The organism is Pontibacter mangrovi (genome assembly GCF_006385705.1).
Classification (GTDB): domain Bacteria; phylum Bacteroidota; class Bacteroidia; order Cytophagales; family Hymenobacteraceae; genus Pontibacter; species Pontibacter mangrovi.
Genome location: NZ_VFRQ01000006.1, coordinates 285,070 through 307,145, shown reverse-complemented (window position 1 = coordinate 307,145; position 22,076 = coordinate 285,070). Strand labels below are relative to the sequence as shown.

The window sequence follows — 22,076 nt, the reverse complement described above, 5'->3', positions numbered from 1 at the left end:
GTTGTTTGTTTTTCTTTTGATTGCCCTGGCTGCCTTTCTTATTAAAGAAATGGTGCAATTTATTATGCCTGGAGGGGTTTGGGGGCTTGTGATGCTTTGAGTATACTTTGCTGGCAATGCTTGGTTTTTATCGTGCTGGAGTATCTTTTTTAGTACAAAACAAGTATGGAGGTTTACGGTTGCACTTTGCCGCCGCCGCGGTGGAGGTGCAGCTATTGTGAAATTTTTAACAAACTAAACCTTCACTATGAAAAACAACTTTTATCTGAGTTTGCTGGGCTGCGGCCTGGCTTTAACCATGATGGGCTGTGAAAAAACAGACGAAATCGCCCCTGAATTTATGGCTGGCACTTCCCAGAATGCGCTGGACGAAAACTGCTACGCTATCGATTTTGAAGCCTACTCTTCCGACAACCCGGAACAACTTCCATTTATAGACCATGTCGCCACACCATTCGGCAAGGTATGGGTGCACAACACCAAAAGGAACGCCGAGGGCGTGTATGGCGATGATAACGTAGCCAGGATCTACGACACGGCAAACCCAACCGGCGATGACGCTCACGACCTTGGTCAGGCATCCCGGTTAGGAAAAATTTTGATCTCAAATCAGTTTACGCAGCAGCAGATAGCGGCCAACCCTGACGGAACCTATAACCCTTCCGGAACCGAGATCCGGATTGCGGAACCCAACGATAACGCCTGGGGCGCCACTCTGGAGCTGGACTTTACGGAGATAGACGGCAGCGTTACCATGCAATCGGTGGATGTGGTGGACGTAGACGCTTCGCCGCTGGAAAACAAGTCTTATGTGCGCCTGGTGCTGGCCGGCGGCGGCACAGTTGACTTCCCGCTTGCCACCTACGAAGAGGAGGGAAGCGTACAAACCGTGGACCTGAAAGGCACCAGCAACGTGGAGAAACTGATACTGGTGCTGGACGGAGAGGGCAACGTTGGATCAGGCGGCATCGACAACATCGTTTTCTGCACCGAGCAGGAAGTGACGCCGCCAGCAACAGGAGGCTGCACCCGCACCCAAGGCTACTGGAAAACCCACGCCGACAGCAATAACAAGAAGTATGACAACACTTGGGACGACTACTACAGCGCTCCGTTCTTCTTGTCGGGGCAGACATACTACACTGTTTTGCTGGTGCAGCCCAAAGGCAACGCCTACTATATTCTGGCGCATCAGTATGCGGCGGCCACGCTTAACCTGGCAGCCGGAGCCGGCATGAGCGGTGAGGCGCTTGAGGCCTACAACAAAGCCACTGAGCTGTTTAAGAAGTATAGCCCAAGCCAGATCGGGAAAAAAGACAAGAAGCTGCGGGAGCAGTTCACCTCTCTCAGCGACACGCTGGATAAGTATAACAACGGCATTATCGGCCCCGGCCACTGCGACTAAGCAGGCTGGGTAAGGTTTAATCAACAAAAAAAGGAGTTCTTCGGGACTCCTTTTTTTGCTTGTGAAGAGGCATGAGTTAGTCTTTGTTTTGAACCGCATAACAAACGCAGCCTTTTTTTGTTGAAGGTTAAACACGCGAGAGCCGCATACGTTTTTACCATCATGAACAGTCAGTTTTTAGAGACCTTGTTTGAGAGCCACCAGCGGGCAAAGCACCAGGTGCCGGCCTCGGCCATGTGCAAACTGGTGGAGGGTGTGCTGCAGCTGCTCTTCCCGCCGCTCGCCGATGTGCGCTTTGAGAGAGTGGAGGAGTTGGAGGAGTATACCAACGGGCTCAAGACAAACATGATGCGCATCCTGACAAGTATGGAGCCGGACCTGCCCCTGCCTGCCGAGGAAGTGGCGGAGCGGATGATGCTGGAGCTGCCTTACATTTACGACTTGCTGCAGATGGATGCCGAGGCCCTGCTTGCCGGAGACCCTGCAGCCCGGAGTATAGAAGAGGTGATCCGCACTTACCCCGGGTTTAAGGCGGTGGCGATGTACCGCATGGCGCACGCCCTTTACGAGCTGCGCGTGCCGTTGCTGCCCCGCGTGCTTACAGAATATGCGCATGCCCGCACCGGCATCGATATCCATCCGGGGGCGCAAATCGGCTCGCACTTTTGCATAGACCACGGCACCGGTGTAGTTATAGGGGAAACCTGCATGATCGGCGACCATGTAAAAGTATACCAGGGCGTCACGCTCGGGGCCCTGAGCGTGGACAAGGCCATGGCCAACATCAAGCGGCACCCTACTATTGAGCACCATGTGGTGATTTATGCCGGGGCTACCATTTTGGGCGGCAATACGGTGGTGGGGGCGCACAGCATTGTGGGCGGTAACGTATGGCTCACCGAAAGCGTGCCGGCTTACTCGCGGGTGTACCACCGCCCGCAAATAGACGTGCGCCACTCCCGCGAGCCAGAAAACCTGATCAATTTTTCCATCTGATAAGATTTATACTTAATGAAAGCGAATACGATACTTGACACCATCGGCGGCACACCGCACGTGCGCATCAACAAACTTTATGGCGAAGAGGCTGAGGTATGGATGAAACTGGAGCGCAGCAACCCGGGCGGAAGTATAAAAGACCGCATCGCCCTGGCCATGATAGAAGATGCCGAGCGGAAAGGCCTGCTTAAACAGGATAGCGTGATTGTGGAGCCTACCTCTGGCAATACAGGCGTGGGGCTGGCGATGGTGGCAGCCGTAAAAGGATATGACCTGATCCTGGTGATGCCGGAGTCAATGTCGGTGGAGCGCCGCCGCCTGATGGCTGCCTATGGCGCCCACCTGGAGCTGACGCCGCGCGAGAAGGGGATGAAGGGAGCCATTGAGCGGGCGCAGGAGATACTGCAGGAAAACGAAAAAGCCTGGATGCCGATGCAGTTCGACAACGAGGCCAATGTGCAAGTGCACGCCGAGACGACGGCGCAGGAGATTCTGGAGGATTTTCCGGACGGGCTTGATTACCTGATAACCGGCGTAGGCACGGGCGGACATATAACCGGCGTGGCCCGGGTGCTGAAAGACAAGTTCCCGAACCTGAAAGTATACGCTGTGGAGCCCACTGCCTCTGCGGTGCTGAGCGGTGGAGAGCCGGGGCCGCACCCGCTGCAAGGCATCGGGGCCGGGTTTATACCGAAGATTATGGATACAAGTATACTGGACGGCGTAGTGCAGGTGCAGCAGGATGAAGCCTATGACTTTGCCCGCCGCGCCGCCCGCGAAGAAGGCATTTTTGTGGGCATCTCTTCTGGGGCATCGTTGGCGGCAGTCAATAAAAAGCTGCAGGAGGAGATTCCGGCGGGTGCCAAAGTGCTTACCTTCTGCTACGACACCGGCGAACGCTACCTGTCTGTAGAAGGGCTGTTTGTGTAAGCCTATACTTCCTGCTACACATCCCTTTAAAAAGCCTCCTGCCATACTTATACCTGGCAGGAGGCTTTTTTTATTTAATCGCCGTTTACCAGCGCCGTCATTTGCCAGGCGCCGTTTTTGCTGCGGTTAAAAATGGCGCGATAGCCCACCGGGCTGTGCACATCGGCGTGGTGCAGGTAGCCCTGCAGCGCACCGTCGGGACTTTGCACATGCCACCACTCTTTCTGCGGCGCCCCCTCCGGGTAAGATTTCTCATAGTCCACCTTCAGGATGTAGTGGTTAAGCGTACAGCGCGCCGGCGCGTTGGCGGCAGGCTCCTCCCGGAGTATGGCTCCTGTTTTAGTAACGGCAATGTGCATGAAGGCATCCACAGAGTCGGGCCAGTTGCTGTACACGTAAGGCAGCGCGTACAAATCTTTGTTGCTGGCCAAGGGATAGCCGCCGCCCAGGCGCAGCAGGTGGTCCAGCAGCAGCCATACTTCCGAATCCGCCTTGCCGGGCTGCCATTGCTTGGCGAAGCTCTCCCAGCCGCCCTCCTCGCCAAAGCCAGTGCGAATGTCGGGCGCCGTTAGTTTTTGCAGCTGCTGTGCGTCCTGGGCCTGCACGGCCTTGGTTAGGTCTTGCAGGTAAGCTTGCAGTTTGGCGTCGGTGGCGGTGGTGTCGGGTAGCAGCAAAGGGGCCTCCAGCGAACAGGCTGGTAAGGCGGGCGTTTCCGCTGCAACTTCCTGCAGTGCGGTGTCGGTTGCCATTGTGTCCGGGGCAGCGGCTGCTGGGGTAGTGACAAGCTCCGGCTTCTGCTGGTTACAGGCGTTTACTATAAGTATAAATGGGAGTAGGGCGAGGTAGATTTTTTTCATGCTGATAAAGTATAGTAAGTAGAAGGCGCCTTTTATGCGCTTGCTACACAAACGGCGCCTTCTATACTTTGTTTTCCCTGGGCTTATACTTCCAGCAACTCCTGTATGTCCTGGTGCATGGCCTCCTTTACCTTTTGCAGTTCCCTGTTAGACACGCAATGGTGCAGCGCTTTAAAAACCGCCTGAAACGCTTCCATCACATCGCTGTCGCAGAGGAAGTCGTTGTTGGCGGCAAAGGCGTTTTTGCTTCGGATGAACTCAATCCACTCTTGCCGGTCGCGCACTTTCACAGGAACTTTGGCGGGGTCATACTGGTCGTAGTATACGCCTTTCCAGATGGTGGGCAACTGGGCGGCAAAATGTACGGCGTCATTTACAGGCAGCCTGTCGCGGATAGCCTGCAGCACCGCCCTAAAAACGCGCCCTGCCTGGTTCAGGTCTTCTGTGCCCATCTCCTCTGCCACCTTGCGGAGCAGGTTTACGGCATCTTTTTGCTTATCCTCAAAGTTAAAACTCATGGCTACCTCCTTTTTATGTAACACGTCCTAGAAAGTACGGACCAGAAGGGGGGCGGTTCTGCAGGAGAGGCCTATAGCCCGTGAAGCACCGGCTATACTGAGGAAGGAAGTATAAAGCAAAAAAAGGCAACCGTGGTGGTTGCCTTTAGTGGAGAATATCGTAATCGAACCGATGATCTTCCCGAAAGCTTTTGGGACGCGCTAGCCAGCTGTGTTGGTTAGCCACTCCAAATATCTTCTGCTCTTCTTTGCCTTCAACGCTTTTTCTCTTTTCACAGCCTCGCTGCGTGTAGTATAAGCCTCAGTATACTTAAGCTTCCACGGCGCCCCATACTTTATAGACTTATTTCTGCCGGAGTTGTGAAGGGCTAAGCGCATCTCCATGTCTTCGCAATTGCCCACGTAGTAGCGGTCGGTTTTCTCAGAGTAGAGAATGTAAGTGAAGTATGGCATGGGTATAAAGCAAAAAAAAGCAACCGCTTTCGCAGTTGCCTTTTAGTGGAGAATATCGGAGTCGAACCGATGACCTCTTGCATGCCATGCAAGCGCTCTAGCCAGCTGAGCTAATCCCCCGTTTGTGAGCACAAAAATAAAGGAAATTTTTAAGATGCAAAACAACCGGTGAAAAAATAAATAAAATAGAATTAAAAAGCCTGCAGTTGCACCACCTGCCAACAGGAACAGTGGTGTCGGGGAAGTAGCGTTTGTGTATGTGGGAAAATCTTATATGTGCGAAGTTGTTCCGAAAAATCCACATTAATCTTCTGTAAACAGGCAGAAAAGTATTTTACATTTTTTTAATACTTTTAGTTGAATATTACTGAATTACAGTAGTAATTTTGCGCCCGAATTAATCAACCAACCATTTCTTAACAAACAAAAGATGAAGTACAATTTACTTAGTCTTGTTTTGCTGGTATTCTTGACCAGCTTGACACCCAAAGACTTGTTTGCGCAAGGCACCGTTACAGGTAAGGTGGTGGATGCCGCCACAAAAGAGCCTCTGCCAGGAGCAACAGTCTTATTGAAAGGTACCGATAAAGCAGCACCTACTGCTCTGGACGGTACCTTTTCTATTAAGGTGGATGACGCCAGCGTAGATGCCATTTTGGTTAACTATGTGGGTTATCTGCAGAAAGAAGTGTCTATCGGAAACGTAAGCGGCACGAAGAACCTGGGCAATATCCTGATGGAGCCAAACGTGACTTCCATCAATGAGGTATTGATTACAACGAACAGCTACGCGATCGACCGTGAGACGCCTGTTGCTATGTCAACGATCACCAGCGATATCATTACCGAGAAAGCCTCTAACCAGGAATTCCCGGAACTGCTGAAGTCTACACCAGGTGTGTATGCTACAAAGCAGGGTGGTGGTTTCGGTGACTCTCGCATCAACCTGCGCGGTTTCCAGAGCCAGAACGTAGCCGTAATGATCAACGGCGTGCCGGTAAACGACATGGAAAACGGCTCTGTATACTGGTCTAACTGGGCTGGTCTGACAGACGTAACGAAGTCTATGCAGGTGCAGCGTGGTTTGGGTGCCTCTAAGGTGGCTGTGCCATCTATCGGTGGTACCATCAACATTATCACAAGAACTACTGACGCGATCAAAGGCGGCAGCATTTTCCAGGGCTTTGGTAACAACGGTTACTTGAAGACTGGAATTTCTTACTCTACTGGTCTGGATGAGAAGGGATGGGCATTTGCAGTGTCAGCTTCTAAAACTGAAGGCGAAGGCTGGGTAGACGGAACAGAGTTTGAAGCATATAACTACTTCTTCAACGTTTCTAAGCTGATCAACGATAAGCATACCATCTCCCTGACTGGCTTTGGTGCTCCGCAGTGGCACGGCCAGCGCCAGAACCGCGCTTCTATCGAGGAATACAGAAATGCACCACAAGGCAGAAGATGGAACCAGGACTGGGGTGTGAAAGATGGCAAGACTGTTAGCGTGGAAGACAACTTCTACCACAAGCCACAGTTCTCCCTGAACCACTACTGGACAATCGATGAGACCTCCTTCCTGTCTACAGCCGTTTACGCCTCTGTTGGCTCAGGTGGTGGTGGCGCTTACACAGGCACACTGACCAGAACAGGGAACAAGTACTCTCCATACGACCTAGACGCTGCCGTAGACGCGAACGTTGCCTCTGCAGATGGCCGCGCGCTTTCTTTCCTGAGAGCCTCTAGAAATGACCATACTTGGTACGGCGTTCTTTCTACTTACCAGAAGAGCCTGAATGATAAGATCGACCTGTTGGGCGGTATTGACCTGCGTAGCTACGAGGGCAGACACTTTACTGAGGTAACTGACTTGCTGGGCGCAGACTATGTGCTGAACAACTCAAACGTGAACAACCCGAACAACAAAGCAAAAGTTGGTGACAAGATTAGCTACAACAACGACGGTATCGTGCTTTGGGAAGGTGGCTTCCTGCAGGGTGAATACTCAGACGGCCCACTTTCTGCCTTCGTCTCCCTGGCTGCTTCTAACACTTCTTATAAGCGTATCGATTATTTCCAGTATGAGGAAGGAAACCAGGAAACTGATTTCCAGAACTTCTTTGGCTATCAGACAAAAGGCGGTGCTAACTACAACCTGACAGAAAACCACAACGTGTTTGCGAACTTAGGTTATTTCGAGAAGGCCCCTTTCTTCAACGCTGTGTTCCTGAACAACAAGAACATCGTGAACAAGGATGCTAAAAACGAGAAAATCCTGAGCTACGAGCTGGGTTACGGTTACAGAAGCTCAGTACTTTCTGCCAACATTAACCTGTACAGAACTTCCTGGAAAGACAGATCTTTCACTAGAGCGTACAATGTGCCAAACACTGGTGAAGTATACTTTGCCAACCTGTTAGGTGTAGACGCACTTCACCAGGGTGTTGAAGTTGACCTGAACTACCGTCCGAACAACCGACTGAACCTGACAGGTATGCTGTCTGTCGGCGACTGGACATGGCAGAGCAACCTGGACGAGATCACAGTCTTTAATGAAGATCGTACCAAGTCAAACACCATCGGACCCATCTACATGAAAGATGTGAAAGTTGGTGACGCCGCTCAGACTACCGCCGCTTTAGGCCTTAGCTACAAACTGACAGAGGAACTGAAGATCGGTGCTGATTACAACTATTACACCGACCTGTACGCGTACTTCGACCCAACCACACTTACTTCTCCGGATAGAGAAGTATGGGAAGTTCCTAGCTACTCACTGCTTGACCTGAATGCTTCTTTCAAGTTTAAGATCGCTGGCATTAGCACTTCACTGTTCGCCAATGTTAACAACGTGTTCGATACAGAGTACATCTCTGATGCCTCTGCCTCGTTCGATCGTGAGACTGGCGTGAGCAACGCTGCCAACTCACAGGTGTTCTACGGTGTTGGCAGAACTTGGACAACAGGTCTAAAAATTAACTTCTAAGAATTAACTTATCCAGAAGATGAAAAAAGTTATATATATAATCTGTTCATTGGCGCTAACCTTTACGGCCTGTGATCCAATGGAAGATGTTTATGATGAGCTTGACAAAGTAAAAAAAGATAATACTATTGCAGCTACCGAACTCACAGAGGATGATTATGCGCTTCTTAAGGATAGCGCGGATTATCCCTATGTGGCCGCAGACCATTACTTTTTGAATGAGGCCGAGGCTGCGAAACTGATACCTGCTGTGCTTAACAACAATTATGCACACTTAACGAACGGTGCAACGGTAACAGTGGCTTACAACACGGCAGTTTTCCCAGGCGTTTCTAATTCCGTTTCTAGCTGGGAAAAATACACTGTAACAGAAGAAGACTATACTGCCAATGGTGAGTCGTATCCAAACTTCAACAGCTCCGGTGATGTGTACAAATTCTTAGGTAAAAAATATCCGGATGCTGCAGAAAACCAGCTGGTAGTGCTTACTTATGACTACTATGCTGGATCCTTATCAACCATTACTGACTCGTTCTACTACGTGAACGGAAGGTGGGAGAATATTTATCATGTTACTTCTGATGATTATCTTTCTGTAAAGAATACCTATGGTAGCTTCTCAGGATCTGATAGCGATAACATGGTTGCATACTTCGATTTTTTCCTTAAGAATGATGTAATTGTAGCAAAAGAAGGCGACTTTGAGTATGTTAGCTACTACTTCTACGACTCAAGCGATAAGTCCAGAAGCCAGCGCGTAATGGCTATGTACTTCAATGGCTCTAACTGGGTGCCAGCTGCTGGTGCTGTAGAAAAAGCAACCTTGAAGTTTCAAAAGAAGAACAACACATGGGTTCCGGACTTGAGCACGCTTTATACTTTGACTTCAGAAGATTATGACTGGGTAGGTAAAGAAGAGAACAATATTGGCTCAGCAAACGGAAGAGACAACTTAAGAATTCATGGCAACTTTAGTACTTATAACTGGACAACTGAAGAGCTGTACCAGGCTATGGGCGCCATTCTGAAGTTACGTTTCCCTAATGCCGAAGCTGGTCAGAAGTTCAAGGTAACCATCAACACTTATCCTGGAGGAGATGTTGAATTCATACTGATTAAAAGAGAAAGCGGGGAGTTCACGAAAGCTGAAGACGGCGAATAGTAATCCCAATTATTAAGAATAAAAACGCCTCCCGGTTATCCGGGAGGCGTTTTTATTCTTACTCTTCTCAGTTAAAGATATACCGCAAGCCCAGCTGCCCTCTCCAGCGGGAGGAGAAGTCGTTTACAAAGTAAGGGTCGCCGTCGGTGAGGCCACGGCCGGTGTAGTTAAACTGCGGCGTGGTGGTGCCGGGCGCATAGCCTACAAAGTCTATCAGCTGAAATGCGTTGAACGTGGCGGTATACTGCCGGCCCCAGTCTTTGTTGACCAGGTTGGTGAAGTTGAACACATCGAACGTGATCTGCAGGCGGTGCTCGTTGTCAGCCTGGCTCAACTTAAACTCCTGTGTCAGGCGCAGGTCTATCTGATTCGTCCAGGGCAGGCGGTCGCCGTTGCGCTCGGCATAGTCGCCCCTGCGGTCGCGGAGGTAATCGTTGCCGGAGATAAAGGCATCCAGCGCGGCCCACTGCTCTGCAGGCGTTAAAGAGCCGGGCACTACCTCGCCACTGCGGTCGGTTATGGGCACCAAGTTTATCTCGGAGGCATCGCGCGGCACATACACCAGGTCGTTTGTTCGGCCCGCATCGTTGTTTACGTCGCCGTTGTAAATGTATGAGAGGGGCAAGCCAGACTGGCCGTTATAGAACAGCGAGATATTGGTGGAGGCAAAACCGAGGTAGTTAAGCTGGTAGGTGAGTGCAGCCACCACCCGCGAGCGAATGTCATTGTCAGCAAAGGCCGCCTTTACGTTATTCAGGCCATAAACCTGGTTCACGTTTATCCAGTTAGAGCGGGCCTGGCTGGAGTTGCCGGGGTTCACATCCTTGGCCCGCGAATACGTATAAGCCACCGAGCCGGACAAGCCAATCTCGTAGGACTTCTGCAACTGGCCGGTTTACTATAAGCATAGCCATTGTCGGTGTTGGTCAGGTAAATGATGTCCTGGAAGTTGTTGCCCTGAATCCTGTCGAACATGGGGCGATTGTCGGCGCCGGGCAGCGTGCCGGTTTCCTCCAGGTTCAGGTTTTGGTAGTAGATGTTGTTGAGGTTTTTGGAGTAGATACCCTCCAGGGTACCGATAAAGTCTCCCGGCAGGCGCTGGTCCACGGCCAGGTTAGCCCGGAAGAGCTGCGGGAACTTAAAGTCAGGATCGGTGATGTTGATCTCCGCTGTTCTGTCTGAGAGGCCAAATGTGGTGGCTGTTGGCTGTGCGGCCGGGTCTGCCACAAACCGTACCTCGTCAAGTATGGGGTTGCCGGGGGTGAGCGAGAGGCTGCCAAGCATCTGGCCTGTGTTGGTATACTGGTTGGCGATCCACACAAACGGCACGCGCCCCGTAAAAATGCCGGCACCGCCACGCACCTGCGTGTTGCCGTCGTCAAACACATCCCAGTTTACACCCAGCCTTGGCGAGAACATGAACTGCGAGCCAGGCGTTTTGTCTGTGGCCAGTCCCCGGTCGGCAAAGGCCTGGTTAAACTCCTCGTTTGCGGCAGGGTTGTCGTTAAAGGTCGGGATGTCCAGCCGCAGGCCCAGCGTTATTTTCAGGTTGTTGAGGGCGCTATACTCATCCTGTGCATAAAAGCCGAGCTGGTAAGCGCTGAACTCAGCGCCCTGCTGGCGCTTATCGGTGCGGGAGTAGTTCCTGAAAAAGGCAGAGGGGGCTTCCTCGGCTGCCGTCCCGATGGCCTCAAAAGCGTCGATGGAGTTATACTCGTACGCGCCGAACTCCTGGCGAATGAACAAGTTGAATGTCTTGTAGAACTCGTTATGCGTACCTAACGTGATGGTGTGTTTCCCTTTGAAGATGTTGAAATTATCCGTGATGGTGAGCACGTCCTGGTCCAGTTGGTTTTGCACAGAAAAGGGCTCGCTGCCGAAAGAAATGGTTCTACCGCCGGAGAGTCGCAGTGTCACACTTGGAAAAGGATCTCCGATAATGCCGCGATCGTCGCGCACGCGGGTATAGCCGAGTATAAATTCGTTGGCGAACTCGCTGCCAAACTGGCTCCTGAGCTGCATGACGCTGGAGTTGGTGGTGCTAGGGAAATACTCGGCGTTGTTAGAGAAACGCAGGGCATTGGGGCTACGGCTGTTGTCGCGGTTTTCGCCATACACATAGCTGTGGCGCAGCGTAAACTGGTGGTTGTTGGTGATGTTCCAGTCGAGGCGGGCAAACAGCTTATCGCTTTTAGTCTCATCCGTTATACTTCTAAAACTGCCAGGGTCGTAGCCCAGACGGTTGGCGGCCGCAGCCACACGCTCCGCTTCCTCCACCGTGATGTTAGAGGATGGCGTGCCCGGCTCGAACAGGAGCGGCTGCTTGCGGTTGGTCTTTTCACCGTTCACGAAGAAAAACAGCTTATCCTTGATAATCGGGCCTCCTACCCGCAGACCAACCTGATAGTCGGTGTAATCGGGCAGGCGTGTCCGTTCCTCGTCGGGGCTCTTGCCCACTAGCTTTTCGTTGTTCCAGTAGTAGTAGGCCGAGCCACTGAACTTGTTGGAGCCGCTACGGGTGATGGCATTCACACCGCCGCCTGTAAAACCGCTCTGGCGCACGTCAAACGGGGCAATGACCACCTGTATGGCCTCAATGGCATCCAAAGAGATGGGCTGCACGCCGGTTTGGCCCCCGTTGGTTCCGGAAGCCGATAGGCCGAACACGTCGTTGTTCACGGTGCCGTCGATAGAGAAGTTGTTAAAGCGGTTGTTCTGCCCGGCAAAGGAGATGCCTTGCCCTGAAGTAGAGGCCTGGGGCGTGAGGCGGGTAAAGTCGTTGAGGCTGCGGGAGATGGTGGGCAGGGCCTGTAGCTGCTCGGAGGAAACGTTGGTGGCGGCGCCGGTCCTGTCGGAGTTGATCACTTTGTCCTGCTCAGCGGTTACCTGCACCTCGCCAAGCGTAGTGGTGCTCTCGGACAGCGTCAGGTCGAGGCGGAAGTTCTGGCCAAGCGACAGGTTGATGTTCTCCACCACCTGCTCCTGGTATCCCACATAAGAGGTCCGGACAGTATAGGGGCCACCCACGCGCATGTTCTGGAAGTTAAAGCGCCCTTCTGTGTTCGTGTTGCTGATGTACTGCGTGTTGGTGGGCGTATGAACCGCTATAACAGTGGCGCCGGGGAGGGGCACGCCGCTTTGGTCCTGCACTACCCCGTTCATGGCGGCAGTCGTGGTGCCCTGTGCCCGCACCTGTTGCACCTGAAATATCAAAAACGCACCCAGGAAAAAGAATCTGTAAAAAAGTCTCATTGCACTTAATAACTAATTGAAAAACAAATATTTGCTGCAGTTATTAAGTACGAGGATTAGGTGAATAGTATTGTTAAATTATTGTATAAACTATAAATAGTTATATAGTTTGATTTTGATATAACACAGGGTTTACTTAGAAAACAGGCGGCCGCACCGCTTTCACGAATATCTTCTGGTAGTGCTTGGCATAGAGGTTGTTCTCAATCACGCCCAAGGAGGTGGAGGCGTGGATAAAGCGAACATCCGATGGGCCATTTACCTCGGTTACCATCCCCACATGGGTGATGTTCCGCTTGCTGGAGCCGAAAAACACCAGGTCGCCCTCGCGCAGGTCTTTGGGCTTTACCTCAGTGCCGTAGCGGCTCTGCTCATCAGAGGTGCGGGGCAGGTCCACGTTTATACTTTGGAAGGAGGTGCACAGCAGCCCGGAGCAGTCCATGCCTACGCGGGTGGTGCCGCCCCAGCGGTAGGGTACGCCGGTATAAGAGCGGGCCGCCTCTATCACGGTGGCCACCTCGCGGTCCAGGTTGCCGGAGGGCATGCGGGTGCGGCTGGTGCGGTCTTTAGAGGTGCCTGTCACACCTCCTGCATACTTGCCCTTGCGGTGCCCCGACTTACGCGCAGCACGCTTAGCGGCCGCAATTTCGCGGGCCGACCGGTACTCCTCGCCGCGTTTGCTAAAGGTAGGGCCAGAGGTCTGGCAGGCAGCCATCAGCAGCAAAAAAAAGATAAAAAGGGCAGAAGTAGTAAAAAGCGATTTCAAAGCGTATTTTAGCGATGCAAGTTGAAAATTTATATTCACTGGCTAATTTAAGTAGAAGTCCAGCTATTTTAAAATGAAATTTAACCCGATCACCCCTGAAGCTGTAGCAGCACTTTCGGCTATAGTTGGTCAGGAACACACGCTATTACCTGCCGCGGCCGAAGACATGCTGCGCTACTCCCACGACGAGACAGAGGACCTGCGCTACGAACCCGAGGTGGTGCTCAAACCTGCTAACGCCGAAGAGATAAGCCGTATTATGCAGTACTGCAACCAAAACCTGATTCCGGTGACGCCGCGCGGTGCCGGAACGGGCCTGAGCGGCGGTGCTTTGGCTGTGCACAAAGGCGTTATACTTTCTACAGAGCGCCTGAACAAGATTGTTGAGATTGATGAGCGCAACCTGCAGGCCACTGTAGAGCCGGGCGTGATCACGCAGGTGTTTCAGGAGGCCGTGATTGAGCGGGGCCTGTTTTACCCGCCAGACCCATCGAGCCGCGGCAGCTGCTTTTTGGGCGGCAACCTGAGCGAGAGCAGCGGCGGGCCAAGGGCCGTAAAGTATGGCGTTACCAAAGACTATGTGCTGAACGTGGAGGTGGTGCTGCCAAGCGGCGAGATTACCTGGACAGGGGCCAATGTGCTGAAGAACGCCACCGGCTATAATCTCACGCAGCTGATGGTCGGCAGCGAGGGCACGCTCGGGATCATTACAAAGATTGTTTTCAAGCTCATCCCTTACCCACCGCAGAACATGGTGATGTTGGTGCCTTTCCGGAAAGAGGAGGAAGCCTGCGCCGCCGTATCCCAGATCTTTATGGCAGGCATTGTGCCCTCGGCGATGGAGTTTATGGAGCGCGACGCCATTGAATGGACCTGCTGTTACCTGGGTATGGAAGTGACAATGGCTCCGGATGAAGAGGCACACCTGCTCATCGAGCTGGACGGCAATGATATGGACCTGCTGTTTAAGGATGCCGAGCGCGTGTACGAGGTGCTGGAGCGCTTCAATGTGGGGGAGATTTTGGTGGCGGATACCGAAAAGCAGAAAGAGGACCTTTGGCGCCTGCGCCGCAACGTGGGTCACGCCGTTAAGAGCAACTCTGTTTACAAGGAGGAAGACACCGTGGTACCGCGTGCCGAGCTGCCCGTGCTGCTGCGCGGCGTGAAGGAGATAGGCGCCAGGTATAACTTCAAGTCAGTTTGCTACGGCCACGCCGGCGACGGCAACCTGCACATCAACATCGTGAAAGGAGACATGAGCGACGAGGACTGGAACAACAAATTGCCGGACGGCATCAAAGAGATCTTTAAGCTGTGTGTGGAGCTGGGCGGCACGATCTCCGGTGAACACGGCATTGGCCTGGTGCAGCGCCAGTACATCGATATTGCCCTGAACGAGGTGCAGCTGCGACTAATGAGAGGTATAAAGCAGCTCTTTGACCCGCAGGGTATACTTAACCCAGGCAAGATTTTCTAATATCCAGTAAAGTATAAAACGCAACAGGCGCGGCTCTCGGAGAGCCGCGCCTGTTGCGTTTTATACTTTTTTTATACTTAGCAGGAATGGTTCATGCTCTGCGCTGGCCTTTTCCTGGCTTATGGTGTTCGCTCAGGTCGGTATACTTGGTATTAGCCAGCTTGCTGTCCAGGCCGCGCAGGTTCTGCCACGACTGCATCAGGTTTATATGCGATTCGTTCAAAGGGGCTCCTCCGTGTAGGTTGTTTCCAGGGGTATGTTTTTGTGGGGTCTTCATGGCGTATAATTCATCTTGTGGTTGTAACTCGTTTTCTGTAGCGCCGTGCGCTCTAAATATGGCTTCGTCTATGGGCTTATCTGCTTTCATGTCTGTTGTAGGTTAAATAACTAGCTGTGTATGAGTTCGTGCTTCTTCTTCTGTTCTTCTTTTATAAAGTTACTGACGTAACTGGCAATTTCCTCTGCGTTCTCCTCCTGCAAGAAGTGGCCGCCGCTCTCAAACGGAATCACGTAGCACTCATGGAAAAACTTTTTCCAGCGCTGTAAGGCATCGATTTTTATAAGCTTGTCCCGCTCACCCCATAAGATGAGGGTAGGGATGCCCTGTATCTTTTTCCGCTCTTTCCAGAGTTCCTCGTACCACTTGCTGGCGCCTACCAATTCTCTGGCGCAGGCCAAGTCGCGCACCGACTCTTCCGGGTTGCCAAGCGCTTTTACATAATGCTCCTTGATCGGCTCGGGCAGGTCGTCCTCGTCCTTAAACAGCTCATGTATAAGCGTATGCGTCGTTACATTAAGCTTGGAGTGGAGAAACTTGCCCAACGGCCCCACCAGGTATTTGCTCGCCTTTGAAAACGACTGGTGCTTGGAGAGCGACCAGGTCCAGGAGTTCAGCATCACCACGCCCCTAACATTTTCAGGGTGCTTAATGGCATAGGCCAGCCCGATGGGCGCCCCGAAGTCGTGCACCAGTAGCGTGATGTCTGTCAGCTGCAGGTGCTCCATTAGCTGCTCAAAGGTTTGGGCGTGTGCCCGGGGCTTGTAGTTCCAGTCCTTTGGTTTATCAGAAAGGCCAAAGCCAATCAAGTCCATGGCAATGCAGCGGTGGTCTTTGCGCAGAATTTTGATCAGGTTCCGGTACATGAAGGACCAGGCGGGCGTGCCATGGATCATGACAACGACCGGGCCTTCGCCCTCATCTATGTAATGCATCCTGCCAGCCTCCAGGTCTAGGTAGTGCGATCTGAACGGATACTCTTTTTTATCCAGCCAATCCGGTTTCATAGCTTTAGGGTGATGGTTACTCTACTATACTTTTAAAAAGTGCCGAGGTTGTTTCTTCCCTTAAAAAAGGGGAGGGTTCGGATAAAAATTACAAGTTAGCCTAGAACCGTTGCAGCGGTTTTGCCGGTAAAGTATAATTTGCGTAGAGCAGGGGCGTTCAATCTGCAAGATCGTGCCGTAACTGGGTTTTCAGTAAAAGAATGAAACTGTAGTATATGCGGATAGATATGTAGTTATGGAAGCATATCACGCTTGTGGTTGTTTTTTGATGTAGATTCTAACCAGGGGCAGGAACAAATATAGCAGCGGGCACGTACTCTTTGCGAGTTAGGTTTGCAGTTGATTTACGCAAGAGCAAAGGCACGTATCAGAAGCTGCAAGCAGAAGTGAAATCAAGCCGCACATCAAGCGAGCGGAAAAGTACCAGAACTGCGTTAATAGCAGGAACCGCGCTTTGGGGTACACGCAGCCTGACATGGCTGTAGGGGCAGCGGTAACGGAGAGAAAGCCATGCGCGCAAGAGATGACGAAGATTTAGCTTAGAATTAGTTATTTTTGCTTTTTAACGAAGACATTACGTTTCAATTTATACTTTGATCATGTAGGCAGGTGCTCCAAAGAGCCTTGCTTTAGTAATAATCTATTAAGCTTTTAGAGAAACAGATATGAGAATAGCAGTAGTAGGCACAGGCTACGTGGGCCTGGTGACGGGCACGTGCTTTGCCGAGGTGGGCATCGACGTGACGTGCGTGGACATCGACGAGAAGAAGATCGAGAACCTGCGCAAGGGCGTGCTGCCCATCTACGAGCCGGGGCTGGAGGAGATGGTGGAGCGCAACGCCCAGAAGGGCCGCCTCAGCTTCTCGACGGATTTGTCGGAGGTGGTGCGCACCTGCGGCTGCGAGGCCGTCTTCATCGCCGTGGGCACGCCCCCGGGCGAGGACGGCTCGGCCGACCTGAAGTACGTGCTGGCCGTGGCCCGCGAGATCGGCCGCAACCTGGAGGGCTACACGGTGGTGGTGACCAAGAGCACCGTGCCGGTGGGCACGGCCCGCAAGGTTAGGCAGGCGATACAGGAGGAGCTGGAGGCGCGGGGCGCCGATATCGACTTCGACGTGGCCTCCAACCCCGAGTTTCTGAAGGAGGGCGCCGCCATCGAGGACTTTCTCAAGCCCGACCGCATTGTGGTGGGGGTGGCCTCTGAGAGGGCCGAGAAGGTGATGCAGAAGCTCTACAAGCCCTTCCTGATGAACGGCCACCCGCTGATCTTCATGGACATCCCCTCTGCCGAGATGACCAAGTACGCGGCCAACGCCATGCTGGCCACCAAGATCTCGTTCATGAACGACGTGGCCAACCTCTGCGAGATCATGGGCGCGGACGTGAACATGGTCCGCCGGGGCATCGGCTCGGACGCGCGCATCGGCAACAAGTTCATCTACCCGGGCATCGGCTACGGGGGCTCTTGCTTCCCCAAGGACGTGAAGGCGCTGATCAGGACCGCGAGCGAGAACGGCTACGACATGCAGGTGCTGCGGGCCGTGGAGAGCGTGAACGAGCGGCAGAAGTCGGTGCTGTTTGACAAGATCCACCGGCACTTCCAGGGCGAGCTGGCGGGCAAGACGTTCGCCGTGTGGGGCCTTTCCTTCAAGCCCAAGACCGACGACATGCGCGAGGCGCCCTCGCTGGTGATCATCCAGCGGCTTTTGGAGCAGGGGGCGAAGGTGAAGGCCTACGACCCGGTGGCCATGGCGGAGGCCCGCCACACGCTGGGCGAGTCGATCGAGTACGGCAAGGACGAGTACGAGGCGCTCATCGACGCCGACGCGCTCTTGCTGGTGACCGAGTGGCCCGAGTTCCGCTCCCCCAACTTCGCGGTGGTGGGCAAGCTGATGAAGGAGAAGACCGTCTTCGACGGGCGCAACATCTACGATGCCAACGATATGCGCGAAAAGGGCTTCGCCTACTACGGCATCGGCATCGCCCAGCACGCCGCCCAGCTAAACCCGACCACAAGCCTGTAACTACGCCATGACAAAGAAAAGAGTACTGATAACCGGTGGGGCCGGCTTCCTGGGTTCCCACCTCTGCGACAGATTCATCAAGGAGGGCTACCACGTGATCGCGATGGACAACCTGATCACGGGCAGCCTGGAAAACATCGAGCACCTGTTCCAGCTGGAGGACTTTGAGTTCTACCACCACGACGTGAGCAAGTTCGTGCACGTGCCGGGCCACCTGGACTACATCCTGCACTTCGCCTCGCCTGCCAGCCCGATCGACTATTTGAAGATCCCGATCCAGACGCTGAAGGTGGGCTCTTTGGGCACGCACAACCTGCTAGGCCTGGCCAAGGCCAAGGGCGCGCGCATGCTCATCGCCTCCACCTCCGAGGTCTACGGCGACCCGCTGGTGCACCCGCAGACCGAGGACTATTGGGGCAACGTGAACCCGGTGGGGCCGCGTGGCTGCTACGACGAGGCCAAGCGCTTCCAGGAGGCCATGACCATGGCCTACCACATGCACCACGGGCTGGAGACGCGCATCGTGCGCATCTTCAACACCTACGGACCGCGGATGCGCCTGGACGACGGCCGCGTGCTGCCGGCCTTCCTGAGCCAGGCGCTGCGCGGCGAGCCGCTGAGCATCTTCGGCGACGGCAGCCAGACGCGCTCCTTCTGCTACGTGGACGATTTGGTGGAGGGCATCTACCGCCTGCTGTTGAGCGACTACCACCTGCCGGTGAACGTGGGCAACCCCTCGGAGATCACCATCCGGGAGTTCGCCGAGGAGATCTGCCGCCTGACGGGCGTGGAGCTGAAGGTGGACTACCAGCCCCTGCCCAAGGACGACCCGCAGAAGCGCCAGCCCGACATCACGCTGGCCAAAAAGGAGCTGGACTGGGAGCCGCAGGTGGACAGGGCCGAGGGCCTCAGGCGCACCCTGGAGTTCTTCAAGGAAAAGATCCTCAAGCCAGCCGAGCAACCGGCTTAGCTATAAAGTATAAAAAGCGGGGCTGCCGATGTTGATTCGGCAGCCCCGCTTTTTATACAAACAGGAAAGTATGTTAGCCTCTTTTGTTTCCCTTCAGGTACTTCTTGGCTTCCTTATAGTTGGCAGATTTCTTATCGCTGTACTTTAGTACCACCGCATAGTAGCTTTTAGCGGAAGCTACGTCCTTTTGCAGCTTTGCGATGCGGGCCAGGTTAAGGTAAGAGTTGACAAAATAACCCGAGTCCTGCTCATTCGTCTGCTCTGCAAAGGCAATGGCCTTTTTGTAATATGCTTTGGCTTTCTCAAAGTCGCGGTACTTGTGCTGGTTGATGTAGGCCAGAATATAGGAGGCATAACGGCCACTTACAGATTCATAGCCCGGCATGTTCTGCTCCAGTTTGCTTAGGATGTCCAGCGACACGCGCTCAGCTTTGGTAAAATGCCCGTTTACAAACAGCAAGCGGGCGTAGAACCGCTCAAAATAGCCATTGTCCGGGTACTTCAGGGCCAGGTCTTCCGATACATCCAGCGCAGCCTGCATGTCTTTCTCTTCGTTTGCCAGTATCTTCATCAGGAAGAGTTTGGACTCGGTGCCGGTATAAAAGCCGGATTTAGACACGTAAGCCAGCTGCTTGAGGCCAAGCCGCTTGTCTCCGTCAGGGAAGAAGAGGAGCACCGGGCGCAGCATGGGGTAATTTTCCGGAATCCAGACGGCGTAATAGTTAAAGAGGGCTTCTCCGAACAGGAACTCCGGGCTCAATCCGTTCCCTGCCTTGGCTTCCTCCAAATAGTCGAGGGAGCGCTTGCTGGCTACCGTGGCTTTGCGCCAGTTGCTGCGTTCAGAGTGTAGGCGGGCTGTAAAGCCGTTGGCGGCTGCCAGAAAAAAAGCGGCTTCTATCTTATTGTTTTCGTGCTCATACATGGCCTCCGCCTTCTGGATGGTCGTGTCCATGTAAGCAAAGAAGAGCTCGTCGTACTGCAGGGTTTGGATATTGGTGGGCACAATCTTCCACCACTGGCTCAGGCCCATCAGGAAGTATGGCAGCGGGTGCTCGGGGTAGCGGCGGCGCAAGGACTTGAACTGCTTTTCGGCACGCTCATACTTAAAGTTGTACATATTATCCACCGCACCCTCCAACTCATACTGCACGTCTTTGTTAAGCAGCAGCATGCCTTTCACCTTGGCGGCAGCCGGTAGCACCTCCACTTCCCCGATGCTCACCTGGCGCATGGCCGTAGAGTCAGTGGGCAGTGGGGCGCGCTGCGCTATGCAGGCGAGGGGGAGAAGAAGTATAAATACGGCTAGGATTAAGTGCTTCATGTAAGGCCAAAAATTGTAAGTTTGAGTGTGCTTGTTTTGTAATTGCCGTAAGTAGTTATAAAAGTACAACAAATCTGATTACTTTGAATTCCATAAAGGTAAAAAAATATGAAACTTCTCGAAACTTTATGCCGCATCCACGCCCCTTCCGGCAACGAGCAAAAACTAACAGATTTTTTGCTTAACTACATTGAGAAGCGGAAAGTTCATTGGAGGCAGCAGCCAGTTGTGTTGCATGGTGAAGGCTTTCAGGACTGTGTGGTGCTGGTGTTCGGTAAGCCGAAGAGTGCAATTTTTGCCCACATCGATTCCATTGGCTTTACAGTGCGCTATGGCAAGCAGCTGGTGCCCATTGGAGGCCCTGACGCTGAAACCGGCTATACGTTGGTGGGCGAGGACTCCGGCGGGCCCATTGAGTGCACCTTGAAGTATGATGAGGAGACGCATGCGCTGAGCTATGCGTATGAGCGCGAGCTAGAGCGTGGCACCGAACTGGTCTTTAAGTGCGATTTCCGGGAGACGGAGGAGACGGTGCAGAGCTGTTACCTGGACAACCGCCTGGGGGTGTGGTCGGCGCTGCAGGTAGCCGAAACGCTGGAGAATGGTATCATTGCTTTTTGCTGTTGGGAGGAGCATGGTGGCGGCTCAGTGGCTTACCTGGCGCGCTACCTGCACGAGCACTATGGCGTCACACAGGGGCTCATCTCCGATATTACCTGGGTAACTGAAGGCGTGCATGCCGGGCAGGGCGTAGTTATTTCAATGCGCGACAGCCTGATCCCGCGACGGTCCTACGTGCAGCGCATCATCAACATTGCCAAGGAGGCTGGGGTGCCGTACCAGCTGGAGGTAGAGGGTGCCGGTGGCAGTGATGCCAAGGAGTTGCAGCGCAGCGCCTATCCCTGGGATTGGTGCTTTGTGGGGGCCCCCGAAGACAAGGTGCATACCCCAAACGAGATCGTCCACAAAAAGGACATCGAAAGTATGGTGGCTTTGTATAAGGTGCTGATGGAAAAGTTGTAGCTTAAGGTAAAACTATCCTATCCCATGATAACAAGCCGACATACCTACGTTCTATTCGCTTTAAGTATACTTGTCCTACTGCTTTTCTCCTGCAAAAGCGATCAGGAGGCCAACTACCGTTACCAAATTGAAAACAAGACAGGCAATCCGGTAAAGGTGGTCGTGGAGGTAAAGCAGAACCCGGGTGTAGATGTTTACGGAGACCCTAAGCGCTATTACACAATCGCGCAGGGCGAGTCAGCCCAAGTATGGGTCACCTCCGGCTTTGCCACCAACGAGGTGTACGATGAGGAGATGAGCAACAAAGAAATATACTGGATAAGCGTTACCGCCGCCAGCAATGGCAGGAGCGCCAGAGGTAACCTGAACAGCACGAGCCGCTGGACCTATAAAAAGAACAGTAGCCACAGCGCCACCTATACTTTAACGCTAAGACAAGACGACTTCCTGTATCCTTTTAGGCATTCGGGGAAACACAGAAAAAAAGCTGACAAAGGAAAATTGTCAGCTTTTTTTCTGCCTATGCAAAGGGAAGAACCTTCTGGAGGGCAAGGAATTTCGGTCGGTGTTGCAACTCCTTACAGGCTAGAAGTATAAGTGCAGGATGCTGCAGCAGGAAAGGGTTTGGTATATTTGGAAAAGTCTAAGGAATCAC

At 53.1% G+C, this 22,076-nt stretch carries 19 protein-coding genes and 1 tRNA gene; 10 read left to right on the top strand and 10 right to left on the bottom strand.

Features of this window, described 5'->3' with window-relative positions; translation table 11 throughout:
- Positions 1 to 247: 247 nt before the first annotated feature.
- The 3 genes from FJM65_RS13210 to cysK all read left to right on the top strand — a co-directional run bounded on the left by FJM65_RS13210 (position 248) and on the right by cysK (position 3,334).
- Complete coding sequence (locus tag FJM65_RS13210; RefSeq protein WP_140622004.1) at positions 248 to 1,405, top strand: hypothetical protein; 1,158 nt, start codon at positions 248 to 250, stop codon at positions 1,403 to 1,405.
- 162 nt (positions 1,406 to 1,567) lie between these two features.
- A complete protein-coding gene (epsC, locus tag FJM65_RS13205) occupies positions 1,568 to 2,401 on the top strand; it encodes a serine O-acetyltransferase EpsC (protein WP_140622003.1) in 834 nt (277 codons plus the stop codon).
- A gap of 15 nt (positions 2,402 to 2,416) precedes the next feature.
- The gene (gene cysK / locus FJM65_RS13200) at positions 2,417 to 3,334 is read left to right on the top strand and encodes a cysteine synthase A (RefSeq protein ID WP_140622002.1); all 918 of its coding nucleotides are present in this window, start codon (positions 2,417 to 2,419) and stop codon (positions 3,332 to 3,334) included.
- Between the two features lie 74 nt (positions 3,335 to 3,408).
- Here the strand turns inward: cysK and FJM65_RS13195 are convergent, their stop codons facing one another.
- The 4 genes from FJM65_RS13195 to FJM65_RS13180 form a co-directional block, all read right to left on the bottom strand.
- Entirely contained in the window at positions 3,409 to 4,191 is a 783-nt protein-coding gene (locus tag FJM65_RS13195) for a hypothetical protein (protein ID WP_140622001.1), read from the bottom strand.
- Positions 4,192 to 4,274: 83 nt separating this feature from the next.
- A complete protein-coding gene (locus tag FJM65_RS13190) occupies positions 4,275 to 4,709 on the bottom strand; it encodes a DUF2267 domain-containing protein (protein WP_140622000.1) in 435 nt (144 codons plus the stop codon).
- A gap of 201 nt (positions 4,710 to 4,910) precedes the next feature.
- A complete protein-coding gene (locus FJM65_RS13185; protein ID WP_140621999.1) occupies positions 4,911 to 5,162 on the bottom strand; it encodes a GIY-YIG nuclease family protein in 252 nt (83 codons plus the stop codon).
- Positions 5,163 to 5,208: 46 nt separating this feature from the next.
- A tRNA-Ala gene (locus FJM65_RS13180) sits at positions 5,209 to 5,282 on the bottom strand.
- A gap of 310 nt (positions 5,283 to 5,592) precedes the next feature.
- Between FJM65_RS13180 and FJM65_RS13175 the strand changes: the two genes are divergently transcribed.
- Both FJM65_RS13175 and FJM65_RS13170 read left to right on the top strand, forming a co-directional pair.
- Positions 5,593 to 8,142 carry a TonB-dependent receptor gene (locus FJM65_RS13175; RefSeq protein ID WP_140621998.1) on the top strand — a complete coding sequence of 850 codons (2,550 nt, stop codon included), beginning with the start codon at positions 5,593 to 5,595 and terminating at the stop codon, positions 8,140 to 8,142.
- Between the two features lie 19 nt (positions 8,143 to 8,161).
- Positions 8,162 to 9,304 carry a hypothetical protein gene (locus tag FJM65_RS13170; protein WP_140621997.1) on the top strand — a complete coding sequence of 381 codons (1,143 nt, stop codon included), beginning with the start codon at positions 8,162 to 8,164 and terminating at the stop codon, positions 9,302 to 9,304.
- Between the two features lie 67 nt (positions 9,305 to 9,371).
- On the opposite strand, the gene FJM65_RS13165 is transcribed toward FJM65_RS13170, so the two are convergent.
- The 3 genes from FJM65_RS13165 to FJM65_RS13155 all read right to left on the bottom strand — a co-directional run bounded on the left by FJM65_RS13165 (position 9,372) and on the right by FJM65_RS13155 (position 13,322).
- Complete coding sequence (locus tag FJM65_RS13165) at positions 9,372 to 10,190, bottom strand: hypothetical protein (protein ID WP_140621996.1); 819 nt, start codon at positions 10,188 to 10,190, stop codon at positions 9,372 to 9,374.
- Positions 10,121 to 12,556 carry a TonB-dependent receptor gene (locus FJM65_RS13160; RefSeq protein WP_140621995.1) on the bottom strand — a complete coding sequence of 812 codons (2,436 nt, stop codon included), beginning with the start codon at positions 12,554 to 12,556 and terminating at the stop codon, positions 10,121 to 10,123. The genes FJM65_RS13165 and FJM65_RS13160 overlap by 70 nt, the downstream gene beginning before the upstream one ends.
- 136 nt (positions 12,557 to 12,692) lie before the next feature.
- Complete coding sequence (locus tag FJM65_RS13155) at positions 12,693 to 13,322, bottom strand: C40 family peptidase (RefSeq protein ID WP_239022946.1); 630 nt, start codon at positions 13,320 to 13,322, stop codon at positions 12,693 to 12,695.
- A gap of 73 nt (positions 13,323 to 13,395) precedes the next feature.
- On the opposite strand from FJM65_RS13155, the gene FJM65_RS13150 reads away from it, so the two are divergent.
- Positions 13,396 to 14,799 (top strand): FAD-binding oxidoreductase, encoded by a 1,404-nt coding sequence (locus FJM65_RS13150; RefSeq protein WP_140621994.1) that lies wholly within the window; start codon positions 13,396 to 13,398, stop codon positions 14,797 to 14,799.
- A gap of 91 nt (positions 14,800 to 14,890) precedes the next feature.
- Here FJM65_RS13150 and FJM65_RS13145 read toward each other — a convergent pair whose 3' ends face one another.
- The gene (locus FJM65_RS13145; RefSeq protein WP_140621993.1) at positions 14,891 to 15,166 is read right to left on the bottom strand and encodes a hypothetical protein; all 276 of its coding nucleotides are present in this window, start codon (positions 15,164 to 15,166) and stop codon (positions 14,891 to 14,893) included.
- A 20-nt stretch (positions 15,167 to 15,186) separates the two neighbouring features.
- Positions 15,187 to 16,083, bottom strand: a complete 897-nt coding sequence (locus FJM65_RS13140; RefSeq protein WP_140621992.1) for an alpha/beta fold hydrolase — start codon at positions 16,081 to 16,083, stop codon at positions 15,187 to 15,189.
- A 665-nt stretch (positions 16,084 to 16,748) separates the two neighbouring features.
- Here FJM65_RS13140 and FJM65_RS13135 point away from each other — a divergent pair.
- Entirely contained in the window at positions 16,749 to 18,107 is a 1,359-nt protein-coding gene (locus FJM65_RS13135) for a UDP-glucose dehydrogenase family protein (RefSeq protein ID WP_140621991.1), read from the top strand.
- A gap of 7 nt (positions 18,108 to 18,114) precedes the next feature.
- On the top strand, positions 18,115 to 19,077 hold the full coding sequence (locus FJM65_RS13130) for a UDP-glucuronic acid decarboxylase family protein (protein WP_140621990.1): 963 nt from the start codon (positions 18,115 to 18,117) through the stop codon (positions 19,075 to 19,077).
- Between the two features lie 73 nt (positions 19,078 to 19,150).
- On the opposite strand, the gene FJM65_RS13125 is transcribed toward FJM65_RS13130, so the two are convergent.
- Positions 19,151 to 20,398, bottom strand: a complete 1,248-nt coding sequence (locus FJM65_RS13125; RefSeq protein WP_140621989.1) for a tol-pal system protein YbgF — start codon at positions 20,396 to 20,398, stop codon at positions 19,151 to 19,153.
- A gap of 108 nt (positions 20,399 to 20,506) precedes the next feature.
- Between FJM65_RS13125 and FJM65_RS13120 the strand changes: the two genes are divergently transcribed.
- Positions 20,507 to 21,421, top strand: coding sequence for a M20/M25/M40 family metallo-hydrolase (locus FJM65_RS13120; RefSeq protein WP_140621988.1), 915 nt, complete (start codon positions 20,507 to 20,509; stop codon positions 21,419 to 21,421).
- A gap of 24 nt (positions 21,422 to 21,445) precedes the next feature.
- Entirely contained in the window at positions 21,446 to 22,018 is a 573-nt protein-coding gene (locus FJM65_RS13115) for a hypothetical protein (protein ID WP_140621987.1), read from the top strand.
- Positions 22,019 to 22,076: the final 58 nt, after the last annotated feature.

Excerpts from the sequence above, each read along its gene's own strand:
- FJM65_RS13210 (WP_140622004.1), top strand. The coding sequence starts at position 248 with ATGAAAAACAACTTTTATCTGAGTTTGCTGGGCTGCGGCCTGGCTTTA.
- epsC (WP_140622003.1), top strand. The coding sequence starts at position 1,568 with ATGAACAGTCAGTTTTTAGAGACCTTGTTTGAGAGCCACCAGCGGGCA.
- cysK (WP_140622002.1), top strand. The coding sequence starts at position 2,417 with ATGAAAGCGAATACGATACTTGACACCATCGGCGGCACACCGCACGTG.
- FJM65_RS13195 (WP_140622001.1), bottom strand. The coding sequence starts at position 4,191 with ATGAAAAAAATCTACCTCGCCCTACTCCCATTTATACTTATAGTAAAC.
- FJM65_RS13190 (WP_140622000.1), bottom strand. The coding sequence starts at position 4,709 with ATGAGTTTTAACTTTGAGGATAAGCAAAAAGATGCCGTAAACCTGCTC.
- FJM65_RS13185 (WP_140621999.1), bottom strand. The coding sequence starts at position 5,162 with ATGCCATACTTCACTTACATTCTCTACTCTGAGAAAACCGACCGCTAC.
- FJM65_RS13175 (WP_140621998.1), top strand. The coding sequence starts at position 5,593 with ATGAAGTACAATTTACTTAGTCTTGTTTTGCTGGTATTCTTGACCAGC.
- FJM65_RS13170 (WP_140621997.1), top strand. The coding sequence starts at position 8,162 with ATGAAAAAAGTTATATATATAATCTGTTCATTGGCGCTAACCTTTACG.
- FJM65_RS13160 (WP_140621995.1), bottom strand. The coding sequence starts at position 12,556 with ATGAGACTTTTTTACAGATTCTTTTTCCTGGGTGCGTTTTTGATATTT.
- FJM65_RS13150 (WP_140621994.1), top strand. The coding sequence starts at position 13,396 with ATGAAATTTAACCCGATCACCCCTGAAGCTGTAGCAGCACTTTCGGCT.
- FJM65_RS13145 (WP_140621993.1), bottom strand. The coding sequence starts at position 15,166 with ATGAAAGCAGATAAGCCCATAGACGAAGCCATATTTAGAGCGCACGGC.
- FJM65_RS13140 (WP_140621992.1), bottom strand. The coding sequence starts at position 16,083 with ATGAAACCGGATTGGCTGGATAAAAAAGAGTATCCGTTCAGATCGCAC.
- FJM65_RS13135 (WP_140621991.1), top strand. The coding sequence starts at position 16,749 with ATGAGAATAGCAGTAGTAGGCACAGGCTACGTGGGCCTGGTGACGGGC.
- FJM65_RS13130 (WP_140621990.1), top strand. The coding sequence starts at position 18,115 with ATGACAAAGAAAAGAGTACTGATAACCGGTGGGGCCGGCTTCCTGGGT.
- FJM65_RS13125 (WP_140621989.1), bottom strand. The coding sequence starts at position 20,398 with ATGAAGCACTTAATCCTAGCCGTATTTATACTTCTTCTCCCCCTCGCC.
- FJM65_RS13120 (WP_140621988.1), top strand. The coding sequence starts at position 20,507 with ATGAAACTTCTCGAAACTTTATGCCGCATCCACGCCCCTTCCGGCAAC.
- FJM65_RS13115 (WP_140621987.1), top strand. The coding sequence starts at position 21,446 with ATGATAACAAGCCGACATACCTACGTTCTATTCGCTTTAAGTATACTT.